This is a genomic window from Streptomyces sp. SD31 (assembly GCF_052068475.1).
Lineage (GTDB): Bacteria > Actinomycetota > Actinomycetes > Streptomycetales > Streptomycetaceae > Streptomyces.
In genome coordinates this window covers 76,149-103,140 of sequence record NZ_JBQHCX010000008.1, presented here as the reverse complement: position 1 = coordinate 103,140, position 26,992 = coordinate 76,149, and the positions used below count along the sequence as shown (strand labels likewise).

At 69.7% G+C, this 26,992-nt stretch carries 28 protein-coding genes; 15 read left to right on the top strand and 13 right to left on the bottom strand.

What is annotated here, in order from left to right; genetic code table 11:
• Positions 1 to 49: 49 nt before the first annotated feature.
• The 5 genes from ACTMVF_RS18595 to ACTMVF_RS18575 are packed head-to-tail and all read right to left on the bottom strand — an operon-like array spanning position 50 to position 6,617.
• The gene (locus ACTMVF_RS18595) at positions 50 to 985 is read right to left on the bottom strand and encodes a dihydrodipicolinate synthase family protein (RefSeq protein WP_441272181.1); all 936 of its coding nucleotides are present in this window, start codon (positions 983 to 985) and stop codon (positions 50 to 52) included.
• On the bottom strand, positions 985 to 1,992 hold the full coding sequence (locus tag ACTMVF_RS18590) for an oligopeptide/dipeptide ABC transporter ATP-binding protein (protein WP_441272446.1): 1,008 nt from the start codon (positions 1,990 to 1,992) through the stop codon (positions 985 to 987). The genes ACTMVF_RS18595 and ACTMVF_RS18590 overlap by 1 nt, the downstream gene beginning before the upstream one ends.
• Before the next feature lie 29 nt (positions 1,993 to 2,021).
• Entirely contained in the window at positions 2,022 to 4,010 is a 1,989-nt protein-coding gene (locus tag ACTMVF_RS18585) for a dipeptide/oligopeptide/nickel ABC transporter permease/ATP-binding protein (RefSeq protein WP_441272180.1), read from the bottom strand.
• Positions 4,007 to 4,966: an ABC transporter permease gene (locus ACTMVF_RS18580; RefSeq protein ID WP_441272179.1), complete on the bottom strand. Its 960-nt coding sequence runs from the start codon at positions 4,964 to 4,966 to the stop codon at positions 4,007 to 4,009. Before ACTMVF_RS18580 ends, ACTMVF_RS18585 begins: the two co-directional genes overlap by 4 nt.
• 19 nt (positions 4,967 to 4,985) lie before the next feature.
• Positions 4,986 to 6,617, bottom strand: coding sequence for an ABC transporter substrate-binding protein (locus ACTMVF_RS18575; RefSeq protein WP_441272445.1), 1,632 nt, complete (start codon positions 6,615 to 6,617; stop codon positions 4,986 to 4,988).
• Positions 6,618 to 6,906: 289 nt separating this feature from the next.
• Here ACTMVF_RS18575 and ACTMVF_RS18570 point away from each other — a divergent pair, with 289 nt between their 5' ends.
• The 4 genes from ACTMVF_RS18570 (at position 6,907) to ACTMVF_RS18555 (ending at position 11,366) form a co-directional block, all read left to right on the top strand.
• Entirely contained in the window at positions 6,907 to 7,620 is a 714-nt protein-coding gene (locus ACTMVF_RS18570) for a FadR/GntR family transcriptional regulator (RefSeq protein ID WP_441272178.1), read from the top strand.
• Between the two features lie 275 nt (positions 7,621 to 7,895).
• Positions 7,896 to 8,306, top strand: a complete 411-nt coding sequence (locus ACTMVF_RS18565) for a VOC family protein (RefSeq protein ID WP_403339455.1) — start codon at positions 7,896 to 7,898, stop codon at positions 8,304 to 8,306.
• A 100-nt stretch (positions 8,307 to 8,406) separates the two neighbouring features.
• The gene (locus ACTMVF_RS18560; protein WP_441272177.1) at positions 8,407 to 10,770 is read left to right on the top strand and encodes an ATP-binding cassette domain-containing protein; all 2,364 of its coding nucleotides are present in this window, start codon (positions 8,407 to 8,409) and stop codon (positions 10,768 to 10,770) included.
• 179 nt (positions 10,771 to 10,949) lie between these two features.
• Complete coding sequence (locus ACTMVF_RS18555; protein ID WP_441272444.1) at positions 10,950 to 11,366, top strand: helix-turn-helix transcriptional regulator; 417 nt, start codon at positions 10,950 to 10,952, stop codon at positions 11,364 to 11,366.
• 177 nt (positions 11,367 to 11,543) lie between these two features.
• Here ACTMVF_RS18555 and ACTMVF_RS18550 read toward each other — a convergent pair whose 3' ends face one another.
• A complete protein-coding gene (locus tag ACTMVF_RS18550; protein WP_441272176.1) occupies positions 11,544 to 12,482 on the bottom strand; it encodes a hypothetical protein in 939 nt (312 codons plus the stop codon).
• Positions 12,479 to 13,003, bottom strand: coding sequence for a SigE family RNA polymerase sigma factor (locus ACTMVF_RS18545; RefSeq protein ID WP_441272175.1), 525 nt, complete (start codon positions 13,001 to 13,003; stop codon positions 12,479 to 12,481). The genes ACTMVF_RS18550 and ACTMVF_RS18545 overlap by 4 nt, the downstream gene beginning before the upstream one ends.
• A gap of 81 nt (positions 13,004 to 13,084) precedes the next feature.
• Here ACTMVF_RS18545 and ACTMVF_RS18540 point away from each other — a divergent pair, with 81 nt between their 5' ends.
• Positions 13,085 to 13,540 carry a protein-tyrosine phosphatase family protein gene (locus ACTMVF_RS18540; RefSeq protein ID WP_441272174.1) on the top strand — a complete coding sequence of 152 codons (456 nt, stop codon included), beginning with the start codon at positions 13,085 to 13,087 and terminating at the stop codon, positions 13,538 to 13,540.
• Here the strand turns inward: ACTMVF_RS18540 and bla are convergent.
• Positions 13,533 to 14,444, bottom strand: a complete 912-nt coding sequence (bla, locus tag ACTMVF_RS18535; RefSeq protein WP_441272443.1) for a class A beta-lactamase — start codon at positions 14,442 to 14,444, stop codon at positions 13,533 to 13,535. The genes ACTMVF_RS18540 and bla overlap by 8 nt on opposite strands.
• A gap of 129 nt (positions 14,445 to 14,573) precedes the next feature.
• On the opposite strand from bla, the gene ACTMVF_RS18530 reads away from it, so the two are divergent.
• The gene (locus ACTMVF_RS18530; protein WP_441272173.1) at positions 14,574 to 15,716 is read left to right on the top strand and encodes an abortive phage infection protein; all 1,143 of its coding nucleotides are present in this window, start codon (positions 14,574 to 14,576) and stop codon (positions 15,714 to 15,716) included.
• Here the strand turns inward: ACTMVF_RS18530 and ACTMVF_RS18525 are convergent.
• Both ACTMVF_RS18525 and ACTMVF_RS18520 read right to left on the bottom strand, forming a co-directional pair.
• Positions 15,704 to 17,185: an alpha/beta hydrolase gene (locus ACTMVF_RS18525; RefSeq protein WP_441272172.1), complete on the bottom strand. Its 1,482-nt coding sequence runs from the start codon at positions 17,183 to 17,185 to the stop codon at positions 15,704 to 15,706. The two genes, ACTMVF_RS18530 and ACTMVF_RS18525, sit on opposite strands and share 13 nt — an antisense overlap.
• 90 nt (positions 17,186 to 17,275) lie before the next feature.
• Positions 17,276 to 17,845 (bottom strand): N-acetyltransferase family protein, encoded by a 570-nt coding sequence (locus tag ACTMVF_RS18520; RefSeq protein ID WP_441272171.1) that lies wholly within the window; start codon positions 17,843 to 17,845, stop codon positions 17,276 to 17,278.
• A gap of 181 nt (positions 17,846 to 18,026) precedes the next feature.
• On the opposite strand from ACTMVF_RS18520, the gene ACTMVF_RS18515 reads away from it, so the two are divergent.
• The 6 genes from ACTMVF_RS18515 to ACTMVF_RS18490 all read left to right on the top strand — a co-directional run bounded on the left by ACTMVF_RS18515 (position 18,027) and on the right by ACTMVF_RS18490 (position 24,589).
• Positions 18,027 to 18,824, top strand: coding sequence for an SCO2525 family SAM-dependent methyltransferase (locus ACTMVF_RS18515; RefSeq protein ID WP_441272170.1), 798 nt, complete (start codon positions 18,027 to 18,029; stop codon positions 18,822 to 18,824).
• A 71-nt stretch (positions 18,825 to 18,895) separates the two neighbouring features.
• Positions 18,896 to 20,746: an SCO2524 family protein gene (locus ACTMVF_RS18510; RefSeq protein ID WP_441272169.1), complete on the top strand. Its 1,851-nt coding sequence runs from the start codon at positions 18,896 to 18,898 to the stop codon at positions 20,744 to 20,746.
• Between the two features lie 3 nt (positions 20,747 to 20,749).
• Positions 20,750 to 21,667, top strand: a complete 918-nt coding sequence (locus ACTMVF_RS18505) for an SCO2523 family variant P-loop protein (protein ID WP_441272168.1) — start codon at positions 20,750 to 20,752, stop codon at positions 21,665 to 21,667.
• Positions 21,664 to 22,644: an SCO2522 family protein gene (locus ACTMVF_RS18500; protein ID WP_441272167.1), complete on the top strand. Its 981-nt coding sequence runs from the start codon at positions 21,664 to 21,666 to the stop codon at positions 22,642 to 22,644. Before ACTMVF_RS18505 ends, ACTMVF_RS18500 begins: the two co-directional genes overlap by 4 nt.
• A gap of 1 nt (position 22,645) precedes the next feature.
• Entirely contained in the window at positions 22,646 to 23,617 is a 972-nt protein-coding gene (locus ACTMVF_RS18495; RefSeq protein WP_441272166.1) for an SCO2521 family protein, read from the top strand.
• A 99-nt stretch (positions 23,618 to 23,716) separates the two neighbouring features.
• Positions 23,717 to 24,589: a DUF6879 family protein gene (locus ACTMVF_RS18490; RefSeq protein WP_441272165.1), complete on the top strand. Its 873-nt coding sequence runs from the start codon at positions 23,717 to 23,719 to the stop codon at positions 24,587 to 24,589.
• On the opposite strand, the gene ACTMVF_RS18485 is transcribed toward ACTMVF_RS18490, so the two are convergent.
• Genes ACTMVF_RS18485 through ACTMVF_RS18475 form a run of 3 tightly spaced genes read right to left on the bottom strand, consistent with a single transcriptional unit; the run spans position 24,570 to position 25,802 of the window.
• Positions 24,570 to 24,767 carry a DUF397 domain-containing protein gene (locus tag ACTMVF_RS18485; RefSeq protein ID WP_441272164.1) on the bottom strand — a complete coding sequence of 66 codons (198 nt, stop codon included), beginning with the start codon at positions 24,765 to 24,767 and terminating at the stop codon, positions 24,570 to 24,572. The two genes, ACTMVF_RS18490 and ACTMVF_RS18485, sit on opposite strands and share 20 nt — an antisense overlap.
• 25 nt (positions 24,768 to 24,792) lie before the next feature.
• Complete coding sequence (locus tag ACTMVF_RS18480; protein ID WP_441272163.1) at positions 24,793 to 24,987, bottom strand: DUF397 domain-containing protein; 195 nt, start codon at positions 24,985 to 24,987, stop codon at positions 24,793 to 24,795.
• Positions 24,969 to 25,802 (bottom strand): helix-turn-helix domain-containing protein, encoded by an 834-nt coding sequence (locus ACTMVF_RS18475; protein WP_441272162.1) that lies wholly within the window; start codon positions 25,800 to 25,802, stop codon positions 24,969 to 24,971. The genes ACTMVF_RS18480 and ACTMVF_RS18475 overlap by 19 nt, the downstream gene beginning before the upstream one ends.
• Before the next feature lie 115 nt (positions 25,803 to 25,917).
• On the opposite strand from ACTMVF_RS18475, the gene ACTMVF_RS18470 reads away from it, so the two are divergent.
• The 3 genes from ACTMVF_RS18470 to ACTMVF_RS18460 are packed head-to-tail and all read left to right on the top strand — an operon-like array spanning position 25,918 to position 26,987.
• A complete protein-coding gene (locus ACTMVF_RS18470; protein ID WP_441272161.1) occupies positions 25,918 to 26,124 on the top strand; it encodes a hypothetical protein in 207 nt (68 codons plus the stop codon).
• On the top strand, positions 26,121 to 26,336 hold the full coding sequence (locus ACTMVF_RS18465; RefSeq protein ID WP_302000863.1) for a hypothetical protein: 216 nt from the start codon (positions 26,121 to 26,123) through the stop codon (positions 26,334 to 26,336). The genes ACTMVF_RS18470 and ACTMVF_RS18465 overlap by 4 nt, the downstream gene beginning before the upstream one ends.
• A gap of 30 nt (positions 26,337 to 26,366) precedes the next feature.
• Positions 26,367 to 26,987, top strand: a complete 621-nt coding sequence (locus ACTMVF_RS18460; protein ID WP_441272160.1) for a DUF1266 domain-containing protein — start codon at positions 26,367 to 26,369, stop codon at positions 26,985 to 26,987.
• The last annotated feature ends 5 nt before the right edge of the window (positions 26,988 to 26,992 follow it).

The window sequence follows — 26,992 nt, the reverse complement described above, 5'->3', positions numbered from 1 at the left end:
AGCCCCCAGGGGACGGGAATGGGTAGGGGCGGCGGGGGCGAAGAACCCTCTACAGCAACCCGGCCCCCGCCAAGAACTTCCCCACCCGCTCCACCTCCTCCGCCGACAACGGCACCTGAGGCTCCGCCGTCGCCGCGCAGTCGATGACCCCCCGCAGCTGCAGCGCCGCCTTGAACGCACCCAGTGCCGACGAACTCCCGCCCATCCGCCCCGGATCCCCGACGGTCACCATGCCGAAGAGAGCACACAGACGTTCCTGCTCGACCCGGGCCCGCTCCCAGTCCCCGGCCCGGCACAGGCGGTCGAGACGGACGTAGCCGTGAGGATCGACGTTGGCCAGCCCCGGCACCGCCCCGTCCGCCCCGACCGAGAGCGCCGCATCGAGGATGAGCTCCGAGCCCGTGAGCACGCTGAAGCCCGTGACGTCGGGGCGGGTGCGGGCGCCGATCACGACCTCGCGGAATCCGGCGAGGTCACCGCTGGAGTCCTTCAGACCGGCCAGCGTGCCCTCGGCGGCGAGGTCCAGGATCACGTCGGCGGGGAGTTTGGTGTGGACGGCGGACGGGAGGTCGTAGGCGACGACCGGGACCGGGCACGCCGCCGCGATCAGGCGGTAGTGGCGGGCGATCTCGGCGGGGTGGGTGCGGGCGTAGAAGGGGGCCGTCGCCACCACCGCGTCCGCCCCCGCCTCCGTGACCTCCCGGACGTGGTCCAACACCCTCGGCGTCGTCATGTCGATCACACCCGCCAGCACGGGCAGCCGGCCCTCCACATGCCCGGTCACCGCTTCCACCACCAGCCGCCGCTGCCGGTCCGTCAGATACGCCGCCTCCGACGTCGAACCGAGCACGAACAGGCCGTGCACCCCGCCCTCCATCAGGTGGTCGACCAGCCTGAGCAGTGACGGGACGTCCACCTCGCGGTCCGGTGTCAGGGGCGTGCAGACGGGCGGGACGACACCGGTGAGCGGGGTGGGGATGGTCATCAAGGCTCCTTGGCAAGGTTGCTCTGTCGTACGAGGTCGCGGGTGGCCTCGCCCTCCTCCACCGGATGGTGGCACCTGTAACGGTGCTCCGGGCTCGACGCGGCCGAGAAGTCCGGCATCACCTCGCCGCACACCCCGTCCGCCTTCCAGCACCGCGTCCGGAAGGGGCACCCGCTCGGCGGCCGTGTCGCCGACGGCACCGGGCCGACCAGCGGGATCGGTTCGATGGGGTCCAGCAGACCGGGCGTCGCGGAGAAGAGGGCGCGGGTGTACGGGTGCCGGGAGCCGTCGGTGACGTCGGCCGCCGGGGACTCCTCGACGATCCGGCCCAGGTACATCGTGATCACGCGGTCACTCATCCGCCGTACCGTCTGGATGTCGTGGGAGACGAAGACCAGGGCCAGGCCCAGCCGCTCCTTCAGGTCCAGCAGGAGGTTCAGGATCTGGGCCCGGACCGACACGTCCAGCGCGCTCGTCGGCTCGTCCGCCACCACCAGGTCGGGGTCCAGGGCCAACGCCCGGGCGATCGCGACGCGTTGGCGCTGACCGCCCGACAGCTGGCCGGGCAGGGCGTCGGTGAGGGCGCGGGGCAGGCCCACGAGGGACATCAACTCCCTCACCCTCTCCTCGCGTTGACGTTTCGTCCCCCGGTCGTGCACGTCCAGTGGGTCCCGCAGGATCTGCCGGACCGTCAGGCGACGGTTCAACGCGGTCGACGGGTCCTGGAAGATCATGCCCGTGCCCGCGCCGACCGTTGTCCTGCGCTCGGCCGGCGACATCGCCCACAGGTCCCGGCCCCGCAAGGCCACCGTTCCCGACGTCGGCCGCTGCACCCCGACCAGCACCTTCGCCAGCGTCGACTTGCCGCACCCCGACTCACCGACCACGCCCACCGTCTCACCGGGCGCGATGGTGAGATCGGCGCCGGTCAAGGCGTACACCTTGTCCCGCGTGAACAGCCCGCCGCTGCGCGCCCTGTGCACGACGTGCGCGTCCGACAGCTCCATCAGCGCGTTCACCGGACCACCCCGCCTGTTCACTGGACGACCCCGCTTTCCGGGCGATCCGTCGGTGCCGGCACCACCGCCGGGTGATGGCAGGCCGCCGTGTGCGTCACCGTGCCCACCAGATCCGGCGCCGTCGTCCGGCACACCTCGCTCGCCAGCGGGCACCGGTCCGCGAAACGGCAGCCCGCCGGGAAGTCGGCGGGGGAGGGGACCACGCCCTTGATCTGCGTCATCCGCTCCTGGGCCGACTCCAGCGAGAGCACACTCCCGAGCAGGCCGCGCGTGTAGTGGTGCGCCGGGGCCTCCACCAGGTCGGCCGTCACTCCCGTCTCGACGATCTGCCCGCCGTACATCACGACCACCCGGTCGGTGACGTCCGCGACCAGCGCCAGGTCGTGCGAGACCAGGATCAGGGCGAAGCCCAGCTCCTCCCGCAGCCTCAGCAGCAGCTCTATGACCTGCGCCTGCACGGTGACGTCCAGCGCGGTCGTCGGCTCGTCGGCGACGATCAGCTTCGGGTCGCGGGACAGGGCCATGGCGATCAGGACGCGCTGGCGCTGGCCGCCGGAGAGTTCGTGCGGGTAGCTGCGCAGGGTGCGGTCCGGGTCCAGGCCGACCATCGTCAGCAGGTCGTGGGGGCTACGGCGGCCTCCGCGGCGTACGACCTGCTTGAGCTGGGCGCGGATCGTCATCGCCGGGTTCAGGGACGACAGGGCGTCCTGGTAGATCATCGCCATCTCGTGGCCCAGGAGCCGTCGCCGTACGCGCATCGGCTCGCCCACCAACTGCCGCTGGTTGAAACGGACATGGCCGCGGACCCGGGCACCCTTGGGCTCCAGGCCCATCACCGCGAGTGCGGTGAGCGACTTGCCGCAGCCCGACTCGCCGACCAGGCCGAGCACCTCACCGGGCTGCACCTCGAAGCTGATGCCGTCGACGATGTCCACGCCGGCATGACGACCCTCGAAGCCGATCGCCAGGTTCTCCACGGCCAGTACCGGTTGCCGCCCCTGGGGCAAGGGGCGGGCACGTGACCGCAGGCGCGCCGCCGCCTCCTCCAGCCCCGGCAGCTGGAGCACCTCACCGCTGCCCGGCTCCGGTGCCTCAAGGTGGTCGTCGGTGTCCCGTACGTCGACCTCGCGCGCCGACGGTGCCGCCCAGGCGTCCGACACGCCCTCGGAGAGGATGTTCAGCGAGAGCACCGTCAGCAGCATCAGCAGGCCGGGGAAGACGGTCGCCCACCAGCCGCCGGTCAGCACCATGTTCTTGCCGTCCGCGATGACACTGCCCCAGGAGGGGTCCGGCGGTCGTACGCCCGCGCCGATGAAGGACAGCGACGCCTCGAAGACGATCGCCTCCGCCACCTGCACCGTGCAGAACACCAGCACCGGGGCAGCGCAGTTGATCGCCACGTGCTTGATGACGATGTGCGCGGTGCGGGCGCCGATGACCCGTTCCGCCGTCACGTAGTCCTCGCCGTACTGGTCCAGGACGTTCGCCCGGACGACCCTGGCCACCGGCGGCGTGAACAGGAACGCGATCGCGCAGATCAGGACCGTGATTCCGCCGCCGAAGACCGCGACGAGCACGGCGGCCAGCGCGATGCCCGGGAACGCCATCACCACGTCCAGGCAGCGCATCAGCGTCTCGTCGACCGCCTTGCGGGAGGTCGCCGCGACAGCCCCGATCAGGGCGCCGACGACGAGCGCGAGCCCGGTCGCGCCGAGCCCGATCGCCAGCGACCAGCGGGCGCCGTACATCAGCCGGCTGAGGATGTCCCGGCCGAGGCTGTCCTGGCCCATCCAGTGGCCGGCGGACGGATGGCCGGTGCCGTCGATCGGTGGCTGCTGGTCGAGCGGGTCGTGCGGTGCGAGGACCGGGGCGAGCAGCGCCATCAGGACCACGACCGCGAGGAAGCAGACGGCGACCTTCGACAGCAGCGGCAGCCGGCGCCAGCCGCGCAGCCGGATGCCGGGCCGGGACAGCGCCTCGGCGAGGCGCTTGCGATTGAACGTCATGTCGCCTCCCGCAGGCGCGGGTTGACCAGCAGATACAGGATGTCGATGACGAGGTTGACGACCACGAAGCCGGTGGCTGTCGTGAGGACGACGCCCTGGACGACCGCCGGGTCACCGTTCTTCACGGCGTCGATCATCAGCTTCCCCATCCCCGGGAGGGAGAAGATCGTCTCGATGACGACCGCGCCGCCGAGCAGATAGCCGACGCGCAGGCCGAGGACGGTCAACGGGTTGATGAGGGCGTTGCGCAGGACGTTCCGCCCGACCACGACCACCGGCGGCAGGCCGCTGCCGATCGCTGTCCGGACGTAGTCCTTGTCGAGCTCCTCCACCACCGCCGTCCGCACGATCCGCGTCAGCTGTGCCGCCACCGGCAGCGACAGCGCGAAGGCAGGCAGGGTCATCGTCTTCAGCCAGCCGGTGAGGGAGTCCGCCGGGTTGATGTAGCCGCCGGTCGGGAACCAGCCGAGGTCGACGGCGAGGTACTGGATCATCAGCAGCGCCAGCCAGAAGCCGGGCGCGGCCACACCCGTGAGGGACACGACCCGGATGATCTGGTCGGGGAGACGGTCGCGGTAGATGGCCGCCGTCACGCCGCCGAGCAGCGACAGTACGACCGCGATGCCGAGGCCCAGGAAGGTGAGCTGGAGGGTGAGCGGCAGCGCGGTCATGACCTGGTCGACGACCGGCGCCCGGGTCAGGGCGCTGGTGCCCATGTCGCCGTGGAGCAGGTCGCCGATGAAGGCGACGTAGCGGACGGGGAGGGGATCGAGCAGGCCGTTCTCCTCGCGGAAGTCGTGCAGCTGCTGGGCGGTGGGGTTGGCGCCCTGGAAGAACGCGGACGCCGGGTCGACGTCCGAGAACCGCATGACCAGGAACACGAACAGCACGATGCCGAGCATCAGCGGCACGAGCAGGGCGACGCGGCGGGCCAGGATCCTGACGACGGTGATCACGGCCGGACTCCCGTCGTGACTAGGCCCACTTGGCCTGGAGGAGGTTGATGCCGGGGTACGGCTGTGCCCTTATGCCGGTGAGCTGCTTCGGGTTCCAGGCCGTCATCAGCTCGTTGTGGACGACCGGGTAGAGCACGGCCTGTTCGGCGACGACGTCGATGTAGTCCTGGATCATCGTCTTCTTCTTCTCGGCGTCCGACTCCTGGGTCGCCCGGTCCATGTCCTTGAACAGCGCCTTGGCGACGGAGTTGTCGGCCCACCGCGTGTACTGCATCCACAGGTTCTCGGGGCCGTAGTTGTAATGCATGATCAGGTCGGCGTCGAGGCCGAACTGGTTGGGGTTCGAGGCGGCGGCGACCACCTGGTAGTCCTGCTTCTGGTCCATCTTGGTGAAGACGGCCGTCGTCTCCTGCGGGGAGAGGGTGGTCTTGACGCCGATCGCGTCCCAGGACGCCTTGATGGTCGGCAGACAGTCCACGATCCAGCTCACGTTGACGGCCAGGATCTCGATCTCCAGCCCGCTGACCCCGGCCTCCTCCAGCAGCGCCTTCGCCTTGTCGGGGTCGTGGTCGTAGACGGTCTTGGCGCGCCGGTAGCTGGGGTTGGCCTCGTTGAGGAAGGAGGACGAGGGCTTCCCGTGCCCCTTCAGCGCCACCTCGATCATCTTCTCGGTGTCGATGGCGTAGTGCAGGGCCTGGCGGACGCGTACGTCGTCGAAGGGCTTGTGCCGGGTGTTGAACATCAGGAACAAGTTGTTCATCCCGGCGCCGCCCGCGACCGTCAGCCCGCCGCTCTCCAGCTGCTGGATGTTGGCGTACGGGATGTTGTCCGCGATCTGCGCACCGGCGCTGGCGCCCGAGATCCTGGCCACGCGTGGCGCGGCGTCCACGATCGTCAGCCAGTTCATCTTTTTGAAGGCGGGCTTGCGCGGGCCGTTGTAGTCGGCGAACGCCTCGAAGGTGGTGTTGGACTTCGGGTGGTGCGCGGCCTGCCGGTACGGCCCCGAGCCGATCGCCTTGCCCTTGATGGCGTCCTCCCAGGCGCCCGGCCGGGAGAACACGTGCTTCGGCATGATCTTGGCGAGGGTGAGCCGCGAAATCCCGTCCGGGAACGGGAACTTGAGCACCAGCTCGACGTTCTGCGCGTCGACCTTCCGCACTTCCTTCAGCCAGCTCGCGAAGAACCCCTTGGCGAGGGTCTGCGTCTTCGGGTCGAGGATCCGGTCGAAGACGAAGACCACGTCGTCGGCGGTGACCGGCTTGCCGTCGTGGAACTTCGCGCCCGCGCGCAGCGTGAACTTCCAGGTCGTGGCGTTCGGGTCGGCCGGCACCTGGGTGGCGAGGGCGGCGTACGGCTCCCGGGAGATCGGGTCGGTGTCGAGGAGCCCCTCGTAGATGTGGTTGTTGGCGGCCATGCAGAAGGCGGATGCCGTCTGGGTCGGGTCCCAGCTGCCGTCGTTGCCGTAGCCGATGACCGCGGTGAGCGTCCGGTCCTGGCCGCCGCCCCCGCCGGTCTCGTTCGTGGACTCCGGCCCCGACGAACAGGCCGACAGCGACGCGGAGACGGCGGTGGCCGCGCCCAGCGCGCCGGTGTACTTCAGGAACGACCGGCGGTGCAGCGCCGGCACGTCGTGGGTCACGTCGTGGGTCACGTCGCGCACGGGTCCTCCAGCGGTGGGTGGTGTGCTCCGGCGATGGGGGCGATGGGGCGAGGAGAAGCGAGGGATGCGTGCCCCGGTGAGGAGATACGACGTCCTACGTCCTCCCGGTCAGCGCGACCATAGGTGGGGTGGTGGGGGCGGTCAAGGGATCTCACACGAATGGCGCATCTGCCACAGGTCGGACCAATGGCGCTGTGAAATGGCGTGAGTTGATCCCCCGTCAGGGCCGCATCCGGCGGACATGGGATGTGGGACGTCCGGTGCGCGTACCATGCGCCGCATGCCCGGGCAGCCCAGGAACAGTCGTACGTCCGAGGAGTCCAGGAACAGCCGGATCCAGCGTCAGGTCATGCAGCTGATCATCGACCGCAGGCTCCAGGCCGGCGCCCTCCTGCCCACCGAGGCCGAGCTCATGGACGACCTCGGCGTCAGCCGCAACTCCGTTCGCGAGGCGCTCAAGGCGCTTCAGGCTCTCGACATCGTGGAGATCCGGCATGGCTATGGGACGTACGTCGGCCAGGCATCTTTGACGCCGCTGATCGACGGGTTGACCTTTCGCACGCTCGCTCGGCACGACCACGACGACTCGGGTGCGCTTGCCGAGATCCTTCAGGTGCGGGAGGTGCTGGAGGAGGGGTTGATCCGGCGGGTGGCGGCGACGGTGACCGAGGCTGAGCTGGACCGGCTGGAAGCAGTGGTGTCCCGGATGGAGGTGGCGGGGCGGTCGGGGCGGGCCTTTCCCGAGCTGGACCGGGAGTTCCATGAGCTGCTGTACGCCTCGCTCGGCAACGACCTTGTGCCGCAGCTGCTGGCCGCGTTCTGGACGGTGTTCCGGCGTGTGTCCGGGGCTCGGGGGCGGCCGGACGACCCGTCTCCCGATCTCACCGCCCGCTGGCACCGGGACATCGTGACGGCTCTGCGGGCGCGGGATGTGGAGGGGGCGCAGCGGGCGATGTCGGTTCACTTCCGGGGGATCGCCACGAGGGTCGGCTGACGCGGGCTTCCCTCGCCCCCGCCGCCCCTACCCATTCCCGTCCCCTGGGGGCTGCCGCCCCCCAGACCCCCGCTTCGGCCCTGAACGGGCCTCGTCCTCAAACGCCGGACGGGCTGAGTCAGCCCCTCCGGCGTTTGAGGAGCGGGGGTCCAGGGGGCGGAGCCCTCTTGGGATGGGACGGGTAGGGGCGGCGGGGGCGAAGAACCGCGCGGGGCTGCCGGCGCACGTCAGGAATCGAGAAGCGCCGCCCCACCGCCGCCGCTAGCGTGACGGGCATGGACATCTCGATTCACGCCAGCTTTCTCCCGCATGACGACCCGGAGGCCTCCCTGGCCTTCTACCGCGACGCCCTCGGCTTCGAGGTCCGCACCGACGTCGGCCAGGGCAAGATGCGCTGGATCACGGTCGGCCCCGCCGGTCAGCCGGGTACGTCCATCCTCCTCGCGCCCCCCGCCGCCGACCCCGGCATCACCGAGGACGAGCGCCGCACGATCGCGGAGATGATGGCCAAGGGGACCTATGGATGGATCCTGCTGGCCACCGCCAACGTCGACGACACCTTCGAGAAGGTGCAGGCGAGCGGCGCCGAGGTCGTCCAGGAGCCGACCGACCAGCCGTACGGCATCCGAGACTGCGCGTTCCGCGACCCCGCGGGCAACCTGATCCGAATCCAGGAGCGGGGCTGAGCCCACGTCCGCTCTACCGCCGCTCCAGCTCCGCCCCACTCCCCCCCCGGCGTCCTCACCGGCAACGTTTCCCGACCGAGTTGCAGATGGAGATTTCACGATGACCGAGCCGCACGTTGCCGACAGCCATGATCTGATCCGGGTGCACGGCGCGCGTGAGAACAACCTCAAGGACGTCAGCATCGAGATCCCGAAGCGCCGGCTGACGGTGTTCACCGGAGTCTCCGGCTCGGGCAAGAGCTCGCTCGTCTTCGACACGATCGCCGCCGAGTCGCAGCGCCTGATCAACGAGACGTACAGCGCCTTCCTGCAAGGGTTCATGCCGAACCTGGCGCGGCCCGAGGTCGACGTACTGGACGGGCTGACCACGGCCATCACCGTCGACCAGCAGCGGATGGGGTCCGACCCGCGCTCCACCGTCGGCACCGCCACCGACGCCAACGCCATGCTCCGCATCCTCTTCAGCCGGCTCGGCAAGCCGCACATCGGCCCGCCCGGCGCGTACTCCTTCAACGTCGCCTCGGTCTCCGCGAGCGGCGGCTTCACCGTCGACCGGGGCGCCGACAAGACCAGGACCGAGAAGGTCAGCTTCAGCCGCACCGGCGGCATGTGCACCCACTGCGAGGGCCGGGGCACGGTCTCCGACATCGATCTCACCCAGCTCTTCGACGACTCGAAGTCGCTGTCCGAGGATCCGTTCACCATCCCCACCTACACCGGGGACGGGTGGGTCGTGCGGGTCATCACCGAATCCGGGTTCTTCGACAAGGAGAAGCCGATCCGTGAGTACAGCAAGAAGGAGCGGCACGACTTCCTCTACCGCGAGCCGACCAAGGTGAAGATCAACGGCATCAACCTCACCTACGAGGGGCTGATCCCGAAGATCCAGAAGACCTTCCTCGCCAAGGACCGCGAGTCGATGCAGCCGCACATCCGGGCCTTCGTGGACCGCGCGGTCACCTTCGCCGAGTGTCCCGAGTGCGACGGCACCCGGCTCAGCGAGCTGGCCCGCTCCTCGAAGATCGGCAAGGTCAACATCGCCGACGCCTGCAAGATGGAGATCCGCGACCTGGCGGAGTGGGTCCGCGGGATAGCGGAGCCGTCCGTGGCGCCACTGCTCGCCAAGCTGCAGCACAGCCTGGACTCGTTCGTGGAGATCGGCCTCGGTTATCTGTCGCTCGACCGGGCCTCCGGCACGCTCTCCGGCGGCGAGGCGCAGCGCATCAAGATGATCCGGCACCTCGGGTCGTCGCTCACGGACGTCACGTACGTCTTCGACGAGCCGACCATCGGCCTGCACCCCCATGACATCCAGCGGATGAACAACCTGCTGCTGCGCCTGCGCGACAAGGGCAACACCGTGCTGGTCGTGGAGCACAAGCCGGAGACGATCGCCATCGCCGACCACGTCGTCGACCTCGGCCCCGGCGCCGGCACGGCGGGCGGCACCGTCTGCTTCGAGGGCACCTTGGAGGGGCTGCGGGCGAGTGACACCGTCACCGGTCGTCATCTCGGTGACCGCGCCGCGCTGAAGGACACCGTCCGCAAGGCCACCGGCACGCTCCCGATCCGCGGTGCGACCGCGAACAACCTCCAGAACGTCGACGTCGACATCCCGCTCGGCGTGCTCTGCGTCGTCACCGGCGTCGCCGGCTCCGGCAAGAGCTCGCTCGTGCACGGTTCCATCCCGGCACCGGAGGGCGTGGTCTCGGTCGACCAGACCGCGATCCGCGGCTCCCGACGCAGCAACCCGGCGACGTACACCGGACTGCTCGACCCGATCCGCAAGGCGTTCGCCAAGGCCAACGGCGTGAAGCCGGCCCTGTTCAGCGCCAACTCCGAGGGCGCCTGCCCCACCTGCAACGGCGCCGGCGTCATCTACACCGACCTGGCGATCATGCAGAGCGTCGCCACCACCTGCGAGGAGTGCGAGGGCAAGCGGTTCGACGCCTCGGTGCTGGAGTACCACCTCGGCGGCCGCGACATCAGCGAGGTGCTCGCGATGTCGGTGACCGAGGCCGAGGAGTTCTTCCGCGCGGGCGAGGCGCGGATCCCGGCCGCGCACAAGATCGTCGAGCGGATGGCGGACGTCGGGCTCGGCTACCTCACCCTCGGCCAGCCGCTGACCACGCTGTCCGGCGGTGAGCGGCAGCGGCTGAAGCTGGCCGTGCACATGGGCGACAAGGGCGGGGTGTACGTCCTCGACGAGCCGACGACCGGTCTCCATCTCGCCGACGTCGAGCAGCTGCTCGGCCTGCTGGACCGGCTGGTCGACTCCGGCAAGTCGGTCATCGTCATCGAGCACCACCAGGCCGTCATGGCGCACGCCGACTGGATCATCGACCTCGGCCCCGGCGCCGGCCACGACGGTGGCCGGATCGTCTTCGAGGGCACCCCCGCCGACCTCGTCGCCGAGCGCTCCACCCTCACCGGTGAGCACCTCGCGGCGTACGTCGCCGGCTGACCGGGATGTGTATCGCCTCGGCACCGGTGATGGCCCTTCTCGCCTCCCGCTCGCGTCGGACGCGGGAGTGGACGGGGTGGGAGGCGGCCCGTGAAGATGTGGGGGTGCGATCCAGCCACTCGACGCCTCAGGAACAGCGCCTGCGCACCCTCGTCGCGCTGCGCCGCGTCCGCGACCGGATGGACCGGGAGTACGCGCGGCCGCTGGACGTCGAGGCGCTCGCGCGCGGCGTGCACATGTCGGCCGGGCACCTCAGCCGCGAGTTCAAGATCGCCTACGGCGAGTCGCCGTACGGCTACCTGATGACGCGGCGCATCGAGCGCGCGATGGCGCTGCTGCGCCGGGGCGACCTCAGTGTCACCGAGGTCTGCTTCGAGGTCGGCTGCTCCTCGCTGGGCACCTTCAGTACGCGCTTCACCGAGCTGGTCGGCATGTCGCCCAGCGCGTACCGGCGCCAGGTGACGGACGCGACGGCCGGGATGCCGTCGTGCGTGGCGAAACAGGTGACCCGGCCGATGAGGAACCGGCCGGCGCCGTTCAGCCTGGCGGCCGCGGTGAACGGCGTGGTGCCGGGCGGCGAGCCGCAGCCGTCGTAGCGGCGGGCCGGGGGCGCCGTCCCCTGTGCGGCGCCCCCGGCCCGGTCCGTGCCGCGGATCCCTGTCGTGGCTCGGTGACAGGGCCTGAGCGGCCTCGCGCCCCGTAAGGGGCGCGGGGAACTGCGCGACCAGCCCCCACCGGCCCGCAGCGTCATCACCGCACTTCCGGCGGAGCGCTCAGGGCAGGGTCCGCTGGTAGTACTTGTCCTCGTCGGAGTCGTAGATCAGCTTGCCGTCGGCGTCGTAGCCCTTGATATGCGGCGCGAGGGTGACCTGCTCGTTCAGCACGCCGGACGCCACGAACCAGCCGTGGTCGAAGACGGCTTCGGCACTGCTGTCGCCGTAGGAGACGGTGACCTTGGCCACCGATGGCTTGACCGTGCCGATCAGACCCCAGCGGAAGGGCAGTTTCCAGTTGCCGCGGTCGATGACCGACTGCTGGTAGAGCTTGCCGTTGTTCGGGTCGACGAACACCGGGCCCTCGTCCGGGATGACGTCGGCGTCGTTGCCGGAGCTGGTGTTGAGGCCCACGGCCTCGCCGTCCGAGATCCGGCAGATCAGCCTGGTCTGCTGCGGCTTCCCCTGCACCGCGACGACGTACATGCCGTCGCCCGGAGCGTTGGAGTCACCGGTGCTGTTCATCGCCAGGATGATCCGGTAACTGTCGGCCGTGCCCAGGTCGTTGTCGAACTCGGGTGGGCGCGAGTGCGACTGGTCGTAGGCGAGGCACTTCTCCAGCCCCTCGACGGCCTGCTCGAAGGTGATGCCGTCGAGCAACTGCCCCTTCGTGGCCGGCCGCGCGGGCCCACTCGGTGTCGGAGACGGCGACGGAGCCCGCGTGGCACTCACCGAGGGCGTCGGGGTGGTCGCCACGCCCCTGCCCGCACCCCCACCGTTCAGCGCGTACGCCCCCACCGGCATCGCCGCCAGCGTCACCAGCACCGCCCCGGCCGCCGCCACCCGGCGCCGCCGTTCGACCACACCCCGGCGCCGGATCGCCGGATACGGCGCCGGTGACGGGCGGATCGTGTAGGCGTCCTCGGCGAGCAGCTCCCGCAACTGCTCCTCGAAATCCGGCTCGCTGCGCGCTCCCTCTCGCCGCTCGTCGTCGTTCACCTGCTGCCTCCTTGCCCGGACGGCGTCATCCGGGCGAGCCCCGGATACGTACGCAACTTCGCCAGCCCCTTCGACGCCTGGCTCTTGACCGTGCCGAGGGAGCAGCCGAGCGCGTCGGCCACCTCCGCCTCGGACAGGTCCTCCCAATAGCGCATGACGACCACCGCCCGCTGTTTGGGCGGCAGTTGGGCGAGCGCGCCGAGCAGCGCACCCCGCTCGTCCACACCCGCGTAGCCCGCCTCGCTCCCCGGCGTCTCCGGCGGCGCGGCGGTCAGTGACTCGGCGACGCGCCGCTTGCGGAACCGGTCGCTGTTGCAGCTGACCAGCATCCGCCGGACATACGCCTCCGGATGGTCGGCGCGTGCCACCCGCCGCCATGACCGGTACGCCTTCGCCAGCGCCGTCTGCGTCAGGTCCTCGGCATGGTGCGCATCGCCGGTGAGCAGATACGCGGTCCGCACCAGGTGGGACCACCGCGCCCGCACGAATTCCTGGAACTGGGCCTCTAGTTCGGCCTGCATCAAGCACCCTCCCTCGCCCTCCAGACCACCGGTGCGGCGGATTCGGTTGCCCGGCGCGCGGGGCCGGGTTCGAATAGGCGTGTGGAGAGTGTGGCGGACAGCGAGAAACGCTGGGACGAGCAGGCACCGGGCGTGCTCCGGCTGCCCTCCGGGCGCCTGGTCCGGGGCCGGGGCCTGCGCCGCCCCCTCGAACCGGGGGCCCCGACCCCGTCGTACGGCGTCTACCTCCTCGGCAAGCCACCCCCCGAAGTCCCCTGGGAATCCCACTGGATCCGCTGGCCCGACTTCCGCCTGCCGTCCGACCCTGCGGCCGCCCGCGCAGCCCTCACCGACGCCTGGGAGCGGGCCGCCGACGCACACGAACGTGTCGAGATCGCGTGCGGCGGGGGTCGCGGTCGTACGGGGACGGCGCTGGCGTGTCTGGCGGTGCTGGACGGCGTACCGGCCGAGGAGGCCGTGGCCTTCGTGCGGCGGGGCTACGACCGGCACGCCGTGGAGACGCCTTGGCAGCGGCGGTACGTACGGCGCTTCAGGTGAGGGCTTCCGCCAGGAGCGCGGCGGTCTCGACGATCAGGGCGTGGTCCGGCGCCGCGTCCTGTTCCGGCTTCGTCGTCTGGACCGCCAGGACGAGCGGGGTGCCGTCCTCGGTCCAGGCGATGCCCACGTTGTTGTTGGTGCCGTAGAGGCCGCCGCCGGTCTTGTCGGCGATCGTCCAGGTCTTGGGCAGACCGGCGCGGAAGCGGTTGGCGCTGGTGGTGTTGTTCAGCAGCCAGTGGGTGAGGAGGTCGCGGTCGGGGCGGTTCAGGGCGTTGCCGAGGACGAGGCGGGCGTACGTCCGGCCGATCGCGCGCGGGCTCGTGGTGTCCGTGACGCGCCACGGCTCCGCCGAGTTCAGCTCCGTCTCCCAGCGGTCGAGGCGGGTCACCGGGTCGCCGAGGGAGCGGGCGAACCGGGTGATGGCGGTGGGGCCGCCGAGTTCGCGCAGGAGGAGGTTTCCGGCCGTGTTGTCGCTGAAGCGGATGGCCGCGTCGGCGAGTTCGGCGACGGTCATGCCGGTGGCCAGGTGCTTCTCGGTCTCGGTGGAGTCCGCCACCAGGTCCGCCGCCGTGTAGTGGATGCGCTTGGCGAGGACCTCGCCGTCCCGGTCCAGGTCGCGCAGTACGGCCGCGGCCGCCAGGGTCTTGAAGAGGGAGCAGATCGGGAACCGTTCGTCGGCGCGGTGGCGGACGGTCTGCTTCGTGGCGAGGTTGTGCGCGAACACGCCCAGGCGGGCGCCGTGTTGTTCCTCCAGCGCGCGGAGGCGGGCGGTGACGCCGTCGTCGCCGGGGGTGGCGTGGGCGGGGGCGCCCGTGAACAGGGCGGCCGCGGTGGCGGCGGTGCCGGCTGTCAGCAGCGTGCGTCGGGTCAGCGGGGGCTTGGGGGTGGAAGCGGCGCTTAAGATCTTGCTCTCCTTCGCTAGTGAGCCTTCGACGATCTCTTCAGTGATCGACGCCCTGTCTCATCCCTTGGTTGCGGTGCCGTAGACCTTCGGCGGACGGTGCTGCGGCGCCGCGCTCGCCACAGTGGCCGTATGGAGAAGACCAAGGGGATCAGCAGGGCACGGTTTCTCGCGGGGGCGGCGGCCCTCGGGCTTGCGGGGGCGGTGCTGCCCGCGGGGCAGGCCGTGGCGACCGGGCGAGAGCCGGAACGCCGGGGACTGAAGCACAGGGGTGTCGTCTACACCGTCGGGGCGGGTGAGACGCCCGGCACCGCCTGGAGTGCCGCCCGGATGCGCGAGGACGTCCGGGCGATCCGCGACGAGCTGCACGCCGACACCCTCGACGTCACCGGCGACGGTGTCGAGCGCCTGACCGCCACGGCCGCCGAGGCCGCCGAACGCGGGCTGCACGTCTGGCTCCAGCCGACCCTGGGAGATGTACCGGAGCGGGACATCCTGGAGAGCATCGCCGAGTGCGGCCGGTTCGCGGAGCGGCTGCGGCGGCAGGGCGCGAGCGTCGACTTCAGCGTGGGCTGCGAGTTCTGGCTGTTCGTGCCGGGGATCGTGCCGGGGGAGACGGTCCTGGACCGGGTCGAGAACCTCCTGAAGGGCACGGTCGACATGGAGAAGATGCAGCGCCGCCTCGCTCGCTTCACAGCCAAGGCGGCGACCGTCGGCCGCTCCGTCTTCCACGGCCGCCTCAGCTACGCCGCCGCGCAGGACGAGGAGTTCGAACCGGTCGACTGGAACCTCTTCGACATCGTCGGTATCGACTACTACTCGTCCCATCGCCAACCCGCCGACTACATCCGGGAGTTGCGGCACTACCTGCGCTGGGGCAAGCCCCTGGCCATCACCGAGTTCGGCACGTGCGCGTACGTCGGTGCCCCCGAGGCCGGCGGCATGGGCTGGAACATCGTCGACTACACCAAGGAGCCCAACGAGATCAAGGGCGACCTGGTGCGCAGCGAGCGCACACAGGCCGCCTACATGGTCGATCTGCTGGAGGTCTTCGAGTCGATGGGCCTGTACGCGGCGATGGCGTTCGAGTTCGTCACCCCGGACGCCCCCCACCGCCCCGACAGCCCGCGCTACGACCTCGATCTGGCGAGCTACAGCATCACCAAGACCATCAAGGACCGCCCCGACGATCCGGCCTCGGACTGGCACTGGGAACCGAAGGAGGCCTTCCACGCGCTGGCCCGCCAGTACCGCAGGTGTGCTCAGTCGCAGTAGAGATCCCGGGCCGGCCGTTCCCCGGTCGCCAGGAAGCGGGACACGGTGGCGTCACCGCACGCGTTGCCGTTTTCCAGGTAGGCGCCATGGCCGGTGGAGTTCACGGTGACCATGACGGCCCGCCTGCCGAGGTCTTCGCGCAGCTTCAGGGCGCCGCTCAGCGGCGTGGCCACGTCCCGCTCGTTCTGGACGAGGAGGACGTTGGACGGGCCGTGCTCGGTGGCCCGCACCGGCGCCTCCTTCGGCTGCCACGGCCAGGCGGCGCACATCATCGCGTTCCTCGGCATGCCCGCGGTCAGCGGATACTTCGCCCGGCTCTCGGCGACGCCCTTCTCGTACTCGGCCGCCGACCTGGGCCAGGCACCGTCGTTGCAGATGGTGGCCGAGCCGACCGCGGCGCCGTTCTGCAGCGCGGGCAACGGCGGCAGCTGGGGCGCGGGCGGCACCTCGCCCTTCTGCGCGGCCAGCATCAGCTCGGCCAGGACCGGGTAGTCGTCGGGGTCGTAGAGGCTGTCCAGCATGGTCTGGCGCAGTACGTTGCCGTTCAGCTCCGCCGGGTTGGCGTCGGGCCAGGGGATCGGCTCGCGGTCCAGGCGGGCGGCGAGGCGGAGAAAGAGCGGGCGCACCTCGGCGGCGGTGTGGGCGAGCCGGTACCGGTTGCCGGGCGCCGACGCCCACTTGGCGAACTCGGGGAAGTTGTCCTCGACGCCCACCTCGAACGCCTGCAGCCAGGCGCGCTCCGCCCGCACCGGGTCGGCGTCGCCGTTGCTGTCCAGCACGATGCGGTCGGTGCGGTGCGGGAACAGCTCGAGGTACGCCGCGCCGACGTACGTGCCGTACGAGTCGCCCCACGCCGACAGCTTGCGTTCGCCGAGCGCGGCCCGGATGCGGTCGATGTCGCGGGCGTTGTTCTTGGTGCTGATGTGCTTCATCAGCTCGCCGCCATTGCGGGCGCAGGCGTCCGAGACGCGCCGGGCATAGGCCATGTTCTCGGTGACGGACCCGTCGGGGGCGGGCCACGGGCGCCCCTTCGTCAGGGCGAGGTCGCCCTCCTGGAGGTCGCAACTGACCGGAGCCGAAGGCGCGTTGCCGCGCGGGGCGAACCCGATCACGTCGTAGGCGTCCCGTACCTCCTGCGGCAGCCGCTGCCCCTTGTCCGAGGGGTCGCCGAGGCTCGTCCCCCCGGGCCCACCCGCGATGATCAGCAGCGCGCCCCGGCGGGCCGACGGCTTCTCACTGGGGATACGGGAGACGGCGAGATCGATCTTCGGGCCGGTGGGGTCGGCGTAGTTCATCGGTACGGATACGGTCGCGCACTCCTGCCGTGGATCCAGGCCACCGCCCTCGCACTTGGTCCACTTCAGCGGCGCGGGCACGCCGGTGGCGGACGCGGTGAGGGGGGTGACGAGACCGAAGACGACTCCGGAGGCGGCGGCGATCAGGGCGGTGCTCCTGGTGATCTGCTTCATGCCCAGCAGCCTGCCGGTGATTGACGGAACGTCATATCCTGGTAACTCCCGGGTCTTTGCCGGGGATTGCCTCCCGGGCCTTGCTGGGGATTACCCCCCACCCGCCCCCAGGCCCGTCCCCATCCCCGCTCCCATCCCCAGCCCCAATGTCATGATCAGCCGGTCCTCCCCGGGGCCCAGGTAATCCCCGTGCACTCCTCCCTCGGTCGAGAACCCCAGCGACCGGTACAGCTGGATCGCCGCCGCGTTCGTCGGCTCCACGGTCAGCCGCACCTCATGGACCCGCTCCCGGCGCAGCTGCCGCAGCACTTCCAGCATCAGCCGCTTGCCCAGCCCGCGGCCCCGCTGGTCGGCGCTGACGGCCAGGCTCAGGACCCAACACACGTAGCCGTCCGACGAGTTGACGAAGAGGACATAGCCGTGCAGGCACTCGCCGTCGTCGAGGACGAGGAAGCGGTCGCCGTGCGCGTCGAAGTGCTGGCGCAGCACGAAGTACGGGTACGGCTCCTCGGGGAAGACCTCCCGGTCCACGCGGAGGAGCTCGGGCAGATCCGCCTCGGTGACGCCCCTCATGGTCAGCGGCCGGTCACTGATGTCGGCGAAGAAGGCCTGGTCAGTGGTGCCGCCCGAAAAAGGGAAACGTTCCTCCGGTACAGCCATCAGCCGCCCCCTGTGTGATGGAATGGAGTCACTCGTGTGGGTGAGTACCTGCTGCCTGCCGTTTCAGGTGCTCAGCCGAGGTCCGCCCATCTTGAGGAGCGCGGTCCGGGTCTTCAAGACTGCCCTGCTGGTTATGCCTCGACGCGCTCCCGATGCGCCTGTTTTTGGTACCGTTGGTGGAATGACCCAGAGATCGTCGGGGGGCGTCCAGGTGAAGAATGCCGATGTGCCATGGGACGAGGCATTCGACTCGATCGCCTACCTTGATCACAATTACCGCGACTTACAGGAAGAGGACGCGGAGATCCTGCAGATCATCCGGGATCATTTCGGCGATCATTTCCGGAAGCGGGGCGTCGGGCCGGTTTCCGGTATCGATGTGGGTGCCGGCGTCAATCTCTATCCCGCACTGGCCATGCTGCCGTGGTGCGACGAGATCACCCTCTTCGAGCGCTCCTCCTCGAATGTGGAGTACCTGGACGGCCAGGTCGACTCCTACGGGGAGAACTGGGACAAGTTCTGGACCGCGCTGTGCCGGAAGAAGGCCTACCGCTCCCTTGATGTGGACCCGCGTGAGAAGTTCCGCAAGGTCGTCAAGGTCGAGCAGGGTGACATCTTCGAACTCGAGCGGTACGAGGGGCGGTGGTCCGTGGGGACCATGTTCTTCGTCGCCGAGTCGATGACGACCTCTCCCAGCGAGTTCGCGCTGGGCGTGGAGCGTTTCATGCGGTGCCTCGCCCCCGGTGCCCCGTTCGCCGCCGCTTTCATGGCGCATTCACAGGGTTATCACGCGGGTGAGCATTTCTTCCCCGCGTGTGACGTGGGAGAGTCTGACGTGTACGCGAGCCTGGAGCGGTTTGCGAGGGACTTCAAGGTCAGGCCGCTCAAATCCTCGGCGCGGGTACGCGAGGGGTACAAGGGAATGCTTGTCGCCCACGGTTGGCGGCGTAATTCGGATGTGGACATTCCGGTCAACTGATCGGCGAATCTTCACAAGAGAACAGTGAATTGCTCAACTGATGGCAGGGCGGCCTGTGTGAGGGGCATGGGATGCAGATCAAGCCACGTCAGCATCTGCTGGACATCTGGCAGGCGATCGCTCGGCACTCTTTCGCCGGGGGGGAGTGGGAGTGGGGCGAATGGGGCGGAGTGAGCAGCGTCGCCGACGCCGAGCGGCTGCTCTGCCTGCTGTACCCGGCCACGGAGATCCCCGCGTTCCGGCTGGACGACCCTGACACCACACAGGACGACGTCCAGCAGGCCCTGAAGAAGGCGGGCGGGCGGCTGGACCTCCCGGCCAACATCGTCACGGCCGCGGCCGAGTTCATGCGGACCCACACCGGCGAGGACAAGAGGCCCACCTTCGCCGGGGGTTACTACTTCGGCTCCCGGGACAAGACCAAGGAGCTCACCGAGGAGCAGCGCCAACTCGGCGTGACCGACTCGTTCTCCATGTCGATCACCCTGTGCCTCGCCACGCTCGGCTTCCTCAAGGTCTACGAGACCAGGACCCGGCGCAGCGACATCAAGGAGACGATCGCCGAGCTGCGCCAGGCCACCAGCAACCGGCTCACCGCCGCCATGGTCAGCCTGCTGCGCTCCTTCGTCGTCAACGTCTTCGACACCGACGCCCCCCAGGGCCGTACCCTCTGCGAACTCCTCGGCCAGGGACGGATGTCGCAGCGGCAGGTGCTGAACAAGTTCCAGAACCGCTTCCGTCCGCTGCGCGCGGCGCTCGTCGAGAGCGTCTACCTCGGTATCGACGTCCAGGAAGGCCTCAAGGACGAGAACCAGCTGTTCGAGTGCGGCTGGGCGTGGAGCATGGTCAAGGACGCCCCCGAGGTCGAGACCAGCGAACCCATCGGGCCGCAGCCCGCGGGCGTCGCCAACGCGGTGCCGTATCTGTACTTCACCGTGGTCGCGCTCGACGGTATCCAGGACCTGTTCTCCGACCGCACGCTCACCCTGGGCCTGCTCAACACCGAGCAGCAAAAGCTCGCCGAGGCGCTGCGGCTGCGCTGGGAGCTCACCCAGCAGTACTGGTCCGGCATCGCCCGCTTCGACGCCGACAGCTGGCCCCTGGAGGACATCCCCTGGCGTACGACGGGACAGCGGCTGGAGTCCGAGTACTTCTCCCTCTCCGTCGCCGCCATCCTCGTGCACGACCTGATGCGGCGCCGGGCCACCGACGACGACCTGACCCGCACCGTCGGCGTCATGGAACGCCTCGCCGAACGCGGCCGCATCACCAGCCGGATGACAGTCGACGACCCGATGGTCCACCAGCTGCACAACGTGGGCGTCGCCCTGCCCCTGCAGGGCAGTGAGCGGATCGGCCCGCCCATGACGTGGTCCATGACCGACTTCTCGGCACAGCTGCTGAAGCGGACCGTCCAGCTGTGCACGCTGTCGCGCAACCTCGCCTCGCACGACCGACTGCTCAGACTCGCCGAGGACATCTTCGACCACATGTGGCGGCGCCGCATCCGCGACGGCGAGGGCGTCGGCCTGTGGGACAACATCCACGCCGCCTATCCCGACGCGGAGATCCACAAGCGGCGCGTCCCGGTGTCCTGGAGCATCACCGAGCGGGTCACCGAGGTGATGGTCCAGGCCCACGAGATGTACCGGCAGCCACCGATCCGCAGCCTCGAACTCACCGAGCTGGCAAGGGCGTTGCTCAGCGAGTCCGCCCACCTGCTGGGCAACGAGCAGATGGAACCCGCGCCCACGGACGTCGGCCGGCACGGAATGGAACTCAGGAACATCGAGGTCAAGTTGCGCCGCGCCCGCAGCCTCGTGGACGAACAGCCGGGTACGGCCTACGCGTTGACGCTCGACGTGCTGGGACAGCTCGACTCGCTCGCCCGTGCCCGCGAAGCCGCGGACCGGGGAGTGTGAACCGTGCTGATCTTCGCCGCCTCCGACAAGGGAGGCACGGGCCGCTCCGTGACCAGTGCCAACCTCGCCTACCACCGGGCGCTGGCCGGGGACGACGTCTGCTACCTGGACTTCGACTTCGGCTCGCCCACCGCGGTGGCCGTCTTCGACGTGGCCGACGCCCGTGAGGACACCGAGGACCGCGGCCTGCACGCCTATCTGATAGGCGAGGTCAGCGAGCCGGAGCGGATCGACGTCTGGGCCAAGACCGAGCACCAGGTGCTGCGCGACCCGCCGGCCGGCTGCGGCCGGCTGGTGCTGATGCCCGGCGACGTCAGCGGCGGCGAGTTCGCCACCACCGACGACAACCTGCGCCGGTGCGTCGACCTGCTCATGAAGCTGTACTACGAGTTCGACCTGGTCATCGTCGACCTCAGCGCCGGCCGCTCCTACGCCGTCGACATGGCCCTGGAGGCCACCGCACAGCCCGAGATGAGCGAGGTCACCGCCCGCTGGCTGGTCTTCCACCGCTGGACCCGCCAGCATGTGGCGGCCGCCGCGAGCCTGGTCTTCGGCAGGCGCGGCATCGTCGCCGGCGGCGTCGACCGCGGCCACGACGAGGATGCGCTGCGGGGTGCCATCCGTTTCGTACGGAGCGCCGTACCCGACCCCGAGTCGGCGCTGTGGTCCCAGGTCTCGCCCACCCAGTCGGCGTGGATGCGCAAGACCGACGGCGACCTCAAGCAGCTCGCCTCCACCGCCGGTATCGGCTACAGCCAGCTCCTCGGCTCCGTACCCCTCGAACCGGTCCTGCAGTGGCGGGAGCAGCTCATCACGGACGTGGACGTGCTCGACAGCAAGATCGCCAACCAGGAGACCTGGACGGCGCTGAGCCGGCTCGCCGCACGGCTGACGGACGACGAGGCCTGGGAGGAGGCATGACCGAAACCGTCTTCCGGGAGACCACCGCCGAGCCCGTCACCAAGTCCGTGCCGCTGTCCCATCTCTCCCTGGAGCTGGGCCACCTCTACATGGAGGACTTCGAGGCCGGGCCCGACCGGCTGCGCGAGCACTTCGCCGAGGTGCGGATCTGGGTGGACGCGGTGCGCGCCTCCGCCGCCCGCCGCAGCAAGCGCCCGCGCATCAGCACCTGCTTCCTCATCGACGACTACTTCACCCGCTTTTCCACCCCGGCCGAGCTGATCCCGATGGTGCTGAAGGAGGCCGAGAAGGCCGGCCTCGTCATCGACTACCTCGCCCGTGAGTCGGCCTGCGCGGTCGCCGACCGCATCGAGCTCGCCGAATCGGTCATGCACCGCCTCGTCGAGTCGCCGCCGCCGGGCAGCTACGGCTCCCGCCCGCCCGTCAGTCAGACCGGCTGGCTCGCCAACGGCCAGCGCACGCCCACGATGTCCCGCAGCGCCCTGGGCGAGGTCAAGGGCTGGCAGCCGCCCCAGGAGACCGCGGCCCGCAACCACTCCGTCTTCATGGACGTGGAGCTGTGGTCCGAGAAGGACGGCAAGCGCCTGTGGTCCTGCCCTTTCCTGGCCGCCGTATGGCAACTGGCCCGGCTGGGGCTGTTACGGCACCTCGGTGAGCCCGTGCTGGAGCCGCAGGCCTGGACGGGCGAGGAGTTCCCGCACGACTGGGACCGGCTGCCACCGCTGATCAAGCTCACCGACACGACAGCGGCCTTCAGTGCCTACCGCACCTGCACGCTCATGCCGAACCGGTTCCTCGCCGTCGAGGACGCCGTGCGGCTCATCCTGGACCAGATAGACGTCGACGCCGGGGCGCTGAAACAGGTCGCCGACCGGTCCGGCGGCGAGGGGATGGCGGTACCGGCCGCCGTCGCACAGCGCGCCACCTACGTCTTCTACGAGGAGCCCGGCGACTCCTCCGAGGCTGAGGGGACCTGAGATGACGGCGGCCCGGGGACAGTCGGCGCGTTCCGTCCTCGCCTGCGGTGAGGTGCGTACCTGTCTGCTGCCGTCCTTCCAGGCGCTGGACGGCCGGGCCGCCGCCCAGCTGCTCCGGCTGCGCGCCGACGAACCCGTCCGGGTCTCCCTGCGGCCCACCATGTACGCCCTCTCCCCGGAGGTGCTGACCGGGGTGGACTGCCGGCTGCCCACCTCCAACGGCAGCAAGGTCCGGGCCGTCGGTACGGTCGTCGCCCGGGCGGCGCTGACCGAGGGCCGGCTGTTGCAGTCGACCGCGTACTTCAGCGTCCCGGCGGCCGGCCCTGACATCCGGCGCCCCTGGGGGCAGTACCTCGTACGGCCCGGCCTGGTCGAACCGTTCGGAAAACTGCCCCAACAGGCCACCGCCGAGGGCGTGTTGCGCGGCTCCGGACGCGGCGAGCTCGACCTCGGGACGATCGCCGAAGGCCTGCTGGCCCAGCTCCGCCGCCACGCGCTGCTCGACCGCCGGGTGCCCTTCAAGTCCCGGCCCACGCACCTGCGTTGGGTGGCGCGACGGCAGCCCGCAGGCGAGCGCGCGTCCCTGACGAACTTCACCGTGGCCGAGGGCGGGCTGCGCACCATGGAGTTGCGGCTCCCGGAGGACGTCCCGGCCGCCGCCGCGGCCGACCTCTGCGAGGATCTCGCCCTGCACGACTGGCTTTTGACGACTGTTCAGCTCATGCTTGACAACAACCGGATCGGCGCGGCGGACGGGCCCTCGGTCATCGAGGCGCTCCAACCGGTCGTGGTGCACCTACTGCACCTGTGGATGCCGCGCGCACACGTGGACCCCGCGCTGGGTCACCTGTGGGACGTACTGGAAGAGAAACCGGGGTTCTCCCGCCAGTGGGAGAACCTCTGCCGGCGCATCAGAGACCGGCTGGCCCTCCAGGCCGTAGCGACGCCGCACCAGGCGCTGAGCACGCGCTGAGGGGCGGAAACCGAACCGCGTACAGACGGGGGATGAGAAATGAACGGAGCACCCTTAGGAACAGGCAGCAACGGTCACCCGCCGCGCCCGGAGCCGCGCATGCCCAAGATGTTCTGGCGGATCCTGATCACCGCATCGGCGGCGGGCGGGGCCTTCCTGCTGACCAGCATCCTGGACCAGGACGACGGCAACATCTGGCAGTGGGTGGCGTCCATCGTCATCGGCAGCGCGGCGCTGATCGTGCAGTACCTGATCGACTTCGGGGAGCGGTTCGAGAAGGTCGACACCCGCTTCAACGAGATTCTCGCCGCGACGACGCTGTTCAGCCAGGTGGACGGTTCGGTGCTCCGCTCCGACGAGGTGACCCGGCTGGTCCTCGGCTACACCAAGGTCCGTGAGCAGGGCGGCGACATCGTGCAGGCCTTCGCCGAGAAGGAACTCGGCCGCCTCGCCAAGATGATGGAAGGCCTCGGCAGCGGCAGCGCGGACTGCCCCGGCGAGAACCACGAGTGGCTGATCGACATCACCGACTGCGTCAAGATGACCCTCGACGCCACCAGCACCTCGGTGGACCGGGAGTTCTGGACCAGCGGGCCCGCCGAGCGGTACCTCGCCGCGCAGGAGAAGGCGATCAGGAGGCGGGGCGTGGAGATCCGGCGCCTGTTCGTCGTACGGGTCCCTGAGGAGGTCACGCCGGAACTCAGAGCGCTGTGCGAGGACCAGCGCCGACGGGGCATCGAGGCGCGCATCGCCGTGCGGTCACTGATGGAGTCCACCCCCAAGGTGAACGACTTCATCATCTTCGACGGCGAGATGTGCTACGAGACCAAGCCGGACCTCCAGTCCAACCCGGACGGAACCTGGCTGAGGGCGGAGCCGGATCACATCGAGGACCGCGTCAGCCAGTTCTCCGAACTGTGGGAGGAGTCGGAGCGCCAGGCCCAGCTGACGGTCACGCCTTCAGGGACGTGAGGAAGCCGCTCCAGGTGTGGGCGGGGATGAGGAGTACGGGGCTGTCGGCGGCGAGTTTGGTGTCTCGGACGGGGACGGTGCCGGGGATGCCGTCGGCTACCTCGACGCAGTCGCCGCCGTTGCCGTCGCTGTAGGTGCTCTTGCGCCAGCGGGCGTTGGTCAGGTCGTAGTCGCGCATCGTCTGTGCCCTTCGCTGCCGATGGTCACTTCAGGGACGTGAGGAAGCCGCTCCAGGCGTGGGCGGGGATGAGGAGTACGGGGCTGTCGGCGGCGAGTTTGGTGTCCCGGACGGGGACTGCGCCGGGGACTCCGTCGGCTACCTCGACGCAGTTGCCGCCGTTGCCGTCGCTGTAGGAGCTCTTGCGCCAGCTAGCGTTGCTCAGGTCGTACTCGCGCATCGTCTGAACTCCTCCGCCGCCGACTCGATCAGGGCCAGGGACGCCTCTGGCGACAGCGCGGCGGCCCTGAGCAGATCGTATGCCGCGTACGCGCGCTTCACCACAGCCGGATCGTCGAGGAGGTTCCCCGAATACACCGCTTCTGTATAGGCGGTTGGCGGGGCGTCCTCGAACTCCATGAGCTTCAGGTCGCCGGTCATCACGGCATACGCGCCTGCTGCATACGGCAGCACTTGCACCAGCAGGGTCCGCTCCCGTGCCATCGTCGCCAAGCGCTCAAGCTGCTCCGCCATGACTGCCGGGCCACCCACCGGGATGCGCAGCACGTTCTCATGCAAGACCACCCAATACACGGGCCGTGTAGCGTCCTTGAGGATGTGCTGGCGCTCCAGTCGGCCGGACACCTTGTCCTCGATGTACTCGTCCGCCGCGAACACGTTCATCGCCAGGGTCACGGCCCGCGCGTACTCGGCTGTCTGCAACAGGCCCGGCACCAGCGCGGGCGCGAACTCGCAGATCTTCGTCGCGAGCCGCTCCAGCTCCGCCGCCTTGGCGAAGTAATCGGCGTACCGCTGGTCATTGATCAGCCGTCGCCACATCCGCTCGAAAATACCGTCGGTTTGTAGCGCCTCGTCAATCCGCTGGGCGACGTCCAATTGCGGCTTTCGAATTGCCTGTTCGAACTGCCCGATGTATCCGCCGGAGACAAACACCCGGGAACCCAACTCCACCTGAGTGATCCCGGCGTTCTCCCGATGTCGCTTCAGCTCGGACCCGAAGAACTCCCACGCCGCCTGACGTGAAGCATTGGCCATGGCCAACCCCCTTGCACTTCCCCGCACTTGTAGAGCACAGACTCCTGCCGAGTGTAGGCGCCGCAGGTCAGGATGGAGATGAAATGAGTGAAACCCAAATAGGAGGGGAGTGCACGTGACGGCACGACACTCGGCGCACTGCGTCGAAGAAGCGGAGGAAGCAGTGAAGGAATTGCGGGCGGCGCTGGAGAAGGCAGGAATTACGCTTCCGACACTCCGGATCGATCCGGCGAGTCTTGCGCGTGAAGCCCCTTGCCCGCTCGTCGAATTGGGCCGGTGTTCCGTCGAGACCGCGCAGCGCCTCGCGGCGGTGTTGCGATGAAGCCGCCCATCGGGTCGTACGTCGTCGACACTCGTTCGGGGAGAATCGGCGTCGTCATGGGTCACGAGGGGCCGTACGTCCAACTCAGACCGTACGGAGGCGGCAAGGAGTGGGACGCCGAGCCGGCGTCCGTACGCACGGCCAGCCCCGCCGAGCGGCTGCGCGCGGCGACGGCGTACGCGAACGCACGCAGTCGGGGTGAGGTTCCTTGACGTAACGGCGGGCACGTAAGGTGCGGCGGCATGGCTTTGTGGAGATGGAGGAGACGAGGCGCGAAGGCGTCCCGCCGCTACCCCGTGCCGCTCACCTCGCACCAGCTGTGGATGGTGTCGCTGAGCGCGCCGGTGAGCCGGGACCGTGGCGCCTCGTGCACCACGCTGTACCCGTTCACGCGGATCGACGACGACAGCGCCCGGCGCTGGCTGGCAGAACAGTGGGAGATCACCTCGCGTGAACAGCTGGCCGACCGGCTCGACGACCTGTCCCGCAGCGGCTACCGGGCCCGGGCGTACCGGCTCACCGGTGTCTCGCCGCTCGCCTGGGACGCCGCCCTGTACGTCGACATCGCCCGCCGTGGCTTCGCCTGCGGGCTGATCGGCGAGTCCGAGGCCTGGACCGCGCTGAAGAACATCGTGCCGGCGGTGGCGGGGACGTACTGCTCCTGGCGGGAGTACGCCGCTCACTATCTGCTCGGGCGGAAGGTGTGGCGGGACGGGCTGCGGGGCACGCAGGACGCCGGTTTCGCGGCACCGCAGGCGGCGGCCGACGCGCACCTTCGCTCCCTGCTGGACCCGGAGAATCGTTCCAGCCCTTGGAACCTCGCCCCCTGGGACGCCATCAGCCACCCCGACCGCGCCCGCTGACTCTT

Coding starts and splice junctions, on each gene's coding strand:
- ACTMVF_RS18595 (WP_441272181.1), bottom strand. CDS start 985: ATGACCATCCCCACCCCGCTCACCGGTGTCGTCCCGCCCGTCTGCACG.
- ACTMVF_RS18590 (WP_441272446.1), bottom strand. CDS start 1,992: ATGGAGCTGTCGGACGCGCACGTCGTGCACAGGGCGCGCAGCGGCGGG.
- ACTMVF_RS18585 (WP_441272180.1), bottom strand. CDS start 4,010: ATGACGTTCAATCGCAAGCGCCTCGCCGAGGCGCTGTCCCGGCCCGGC.
- ACTMVF_RS18570 (WP_441272178.1), top strand. CDS start 6,907: ATGCCCGGGCAGCCCAGGAACAGTCGTACGTCCGAGGAGTCCAGGAAC.
- ACTMVF_RS18565 (WP_403339455.1), top strand. CDS start 7,896: ATGGACATCTCGATTCACGCCAGCTTTCTCCCGCATGACGACCCGGAG.
- ACTMVF_RS18560 (WP_441272177.1), top strand. CDS start 8,407: ATGACCGAGCCGCACGTTGCCGACAGCCATGATCTGATCCGGGTGCAC.
- ACTMVF_RS18555 (WP_441272444.1), top strand. CDS start 10,950: ATGGACCGGGAGTACGCGCGGCCGCTGGACGTCGAGGCGCTCGCGCGC.
- ACTMVF_RS18545 (WP_441272175.1), bottom strand. CDS start 13,003: ATGCAGGCCGAACTAGAGGCCCAGTTCCAGGAATTCGTGCGGGCGCGG.
- ACTMVF_RS18530 (WP_441272173.1), top strand. CDS start 14,574: ATGGAGAAGACCAAGGGGATCAGCAGGGCACGGTTTCTCGCGGGGGCG.
- ACTMVF_RS18525 (WP_441272172.1), bottom strand. CDS start 17,185: ATGAAGCAGATCACCAGGAGCACCGCCCTGATCGCCGCCGCCTCCGGA.
- ACTMVF_RS18520 (WP_441272171.1), bottom strand. CDS start 17,845: ATGGCTGTACCGGAGGAACGTTTCCCTTTTTCGGGCGGCACCACTGAC.
- ACTMVF_RS18515 (WP_441272170.1), top strand. CDS start 18,027: ATGACCCAGAGATCGTCGGGGGGCGTCCAGGTGAAGAATGCCGATGTG.
- ACTMVF_RS18510 (WP_441272169.1), top strand. CDS start 18,896: ATGCAGATCAAGCCACGTCAGCATCTGCTGGACATCTGGCAGGCGATC.
- ACTMVF_RS18500 (WP_441272167.1), top strand. CDS start 21,664: ATGACCGAAACCGTCTTCCGGGAGACCACCGCCGAGCCCGTCACCAAG.
- ACTMVF_RS18495 (WP_441272166.1), top strand. CDS start 22,646: ATGACGGCGGCCCGGGGACAGTCGGCGCGTTCCGTCCTCGCCTGCGGT.
- ACTMVF_RS18490 (WP_441272165.1), top strand. CDS start 23,717: ATGCCCAAGATGTTCTGGCGGATCCTGATCACCGCATCGGCGGCGGGC.
- ACTMVF_RS18485 (WP_441272164.1), bottom strand. CDS start 24,767: ATGCGCGACTACGACCTGACCAACGCCCGCTGGCGCAAGAGCACCTAC.
- ACTMVF_RS18480 (WP_441272163.1), bottom strand. CDS start 24,987: ATGCGCGAGTACGACCTGAGCAACGCTAGCTGGCGCAAGAGCTCCTAC.
- ACTMVF_RS18475 (WP_441272162.1), bottom strand. CDS start 25,802: ATGGCCAATGCTTCACGTCAGGCGGCGTGGGAGTTCTTCGGGTCCGAG.
- ACTMVF_RS18465 (WP_302000863.1), top strand. CDS start 26,121: ATGAAGCCGCCCATCGGGTCGTACGTCGTCGACACTCGTTCGGGGAGA.
- ACTMVF_RS18460 (WP_441272160.1), top strand. CDS start 26,367: ATGGCTTTGTGGAGATGGAGGAGACGAGGCGCGAAGGCGTCCCGCCGC.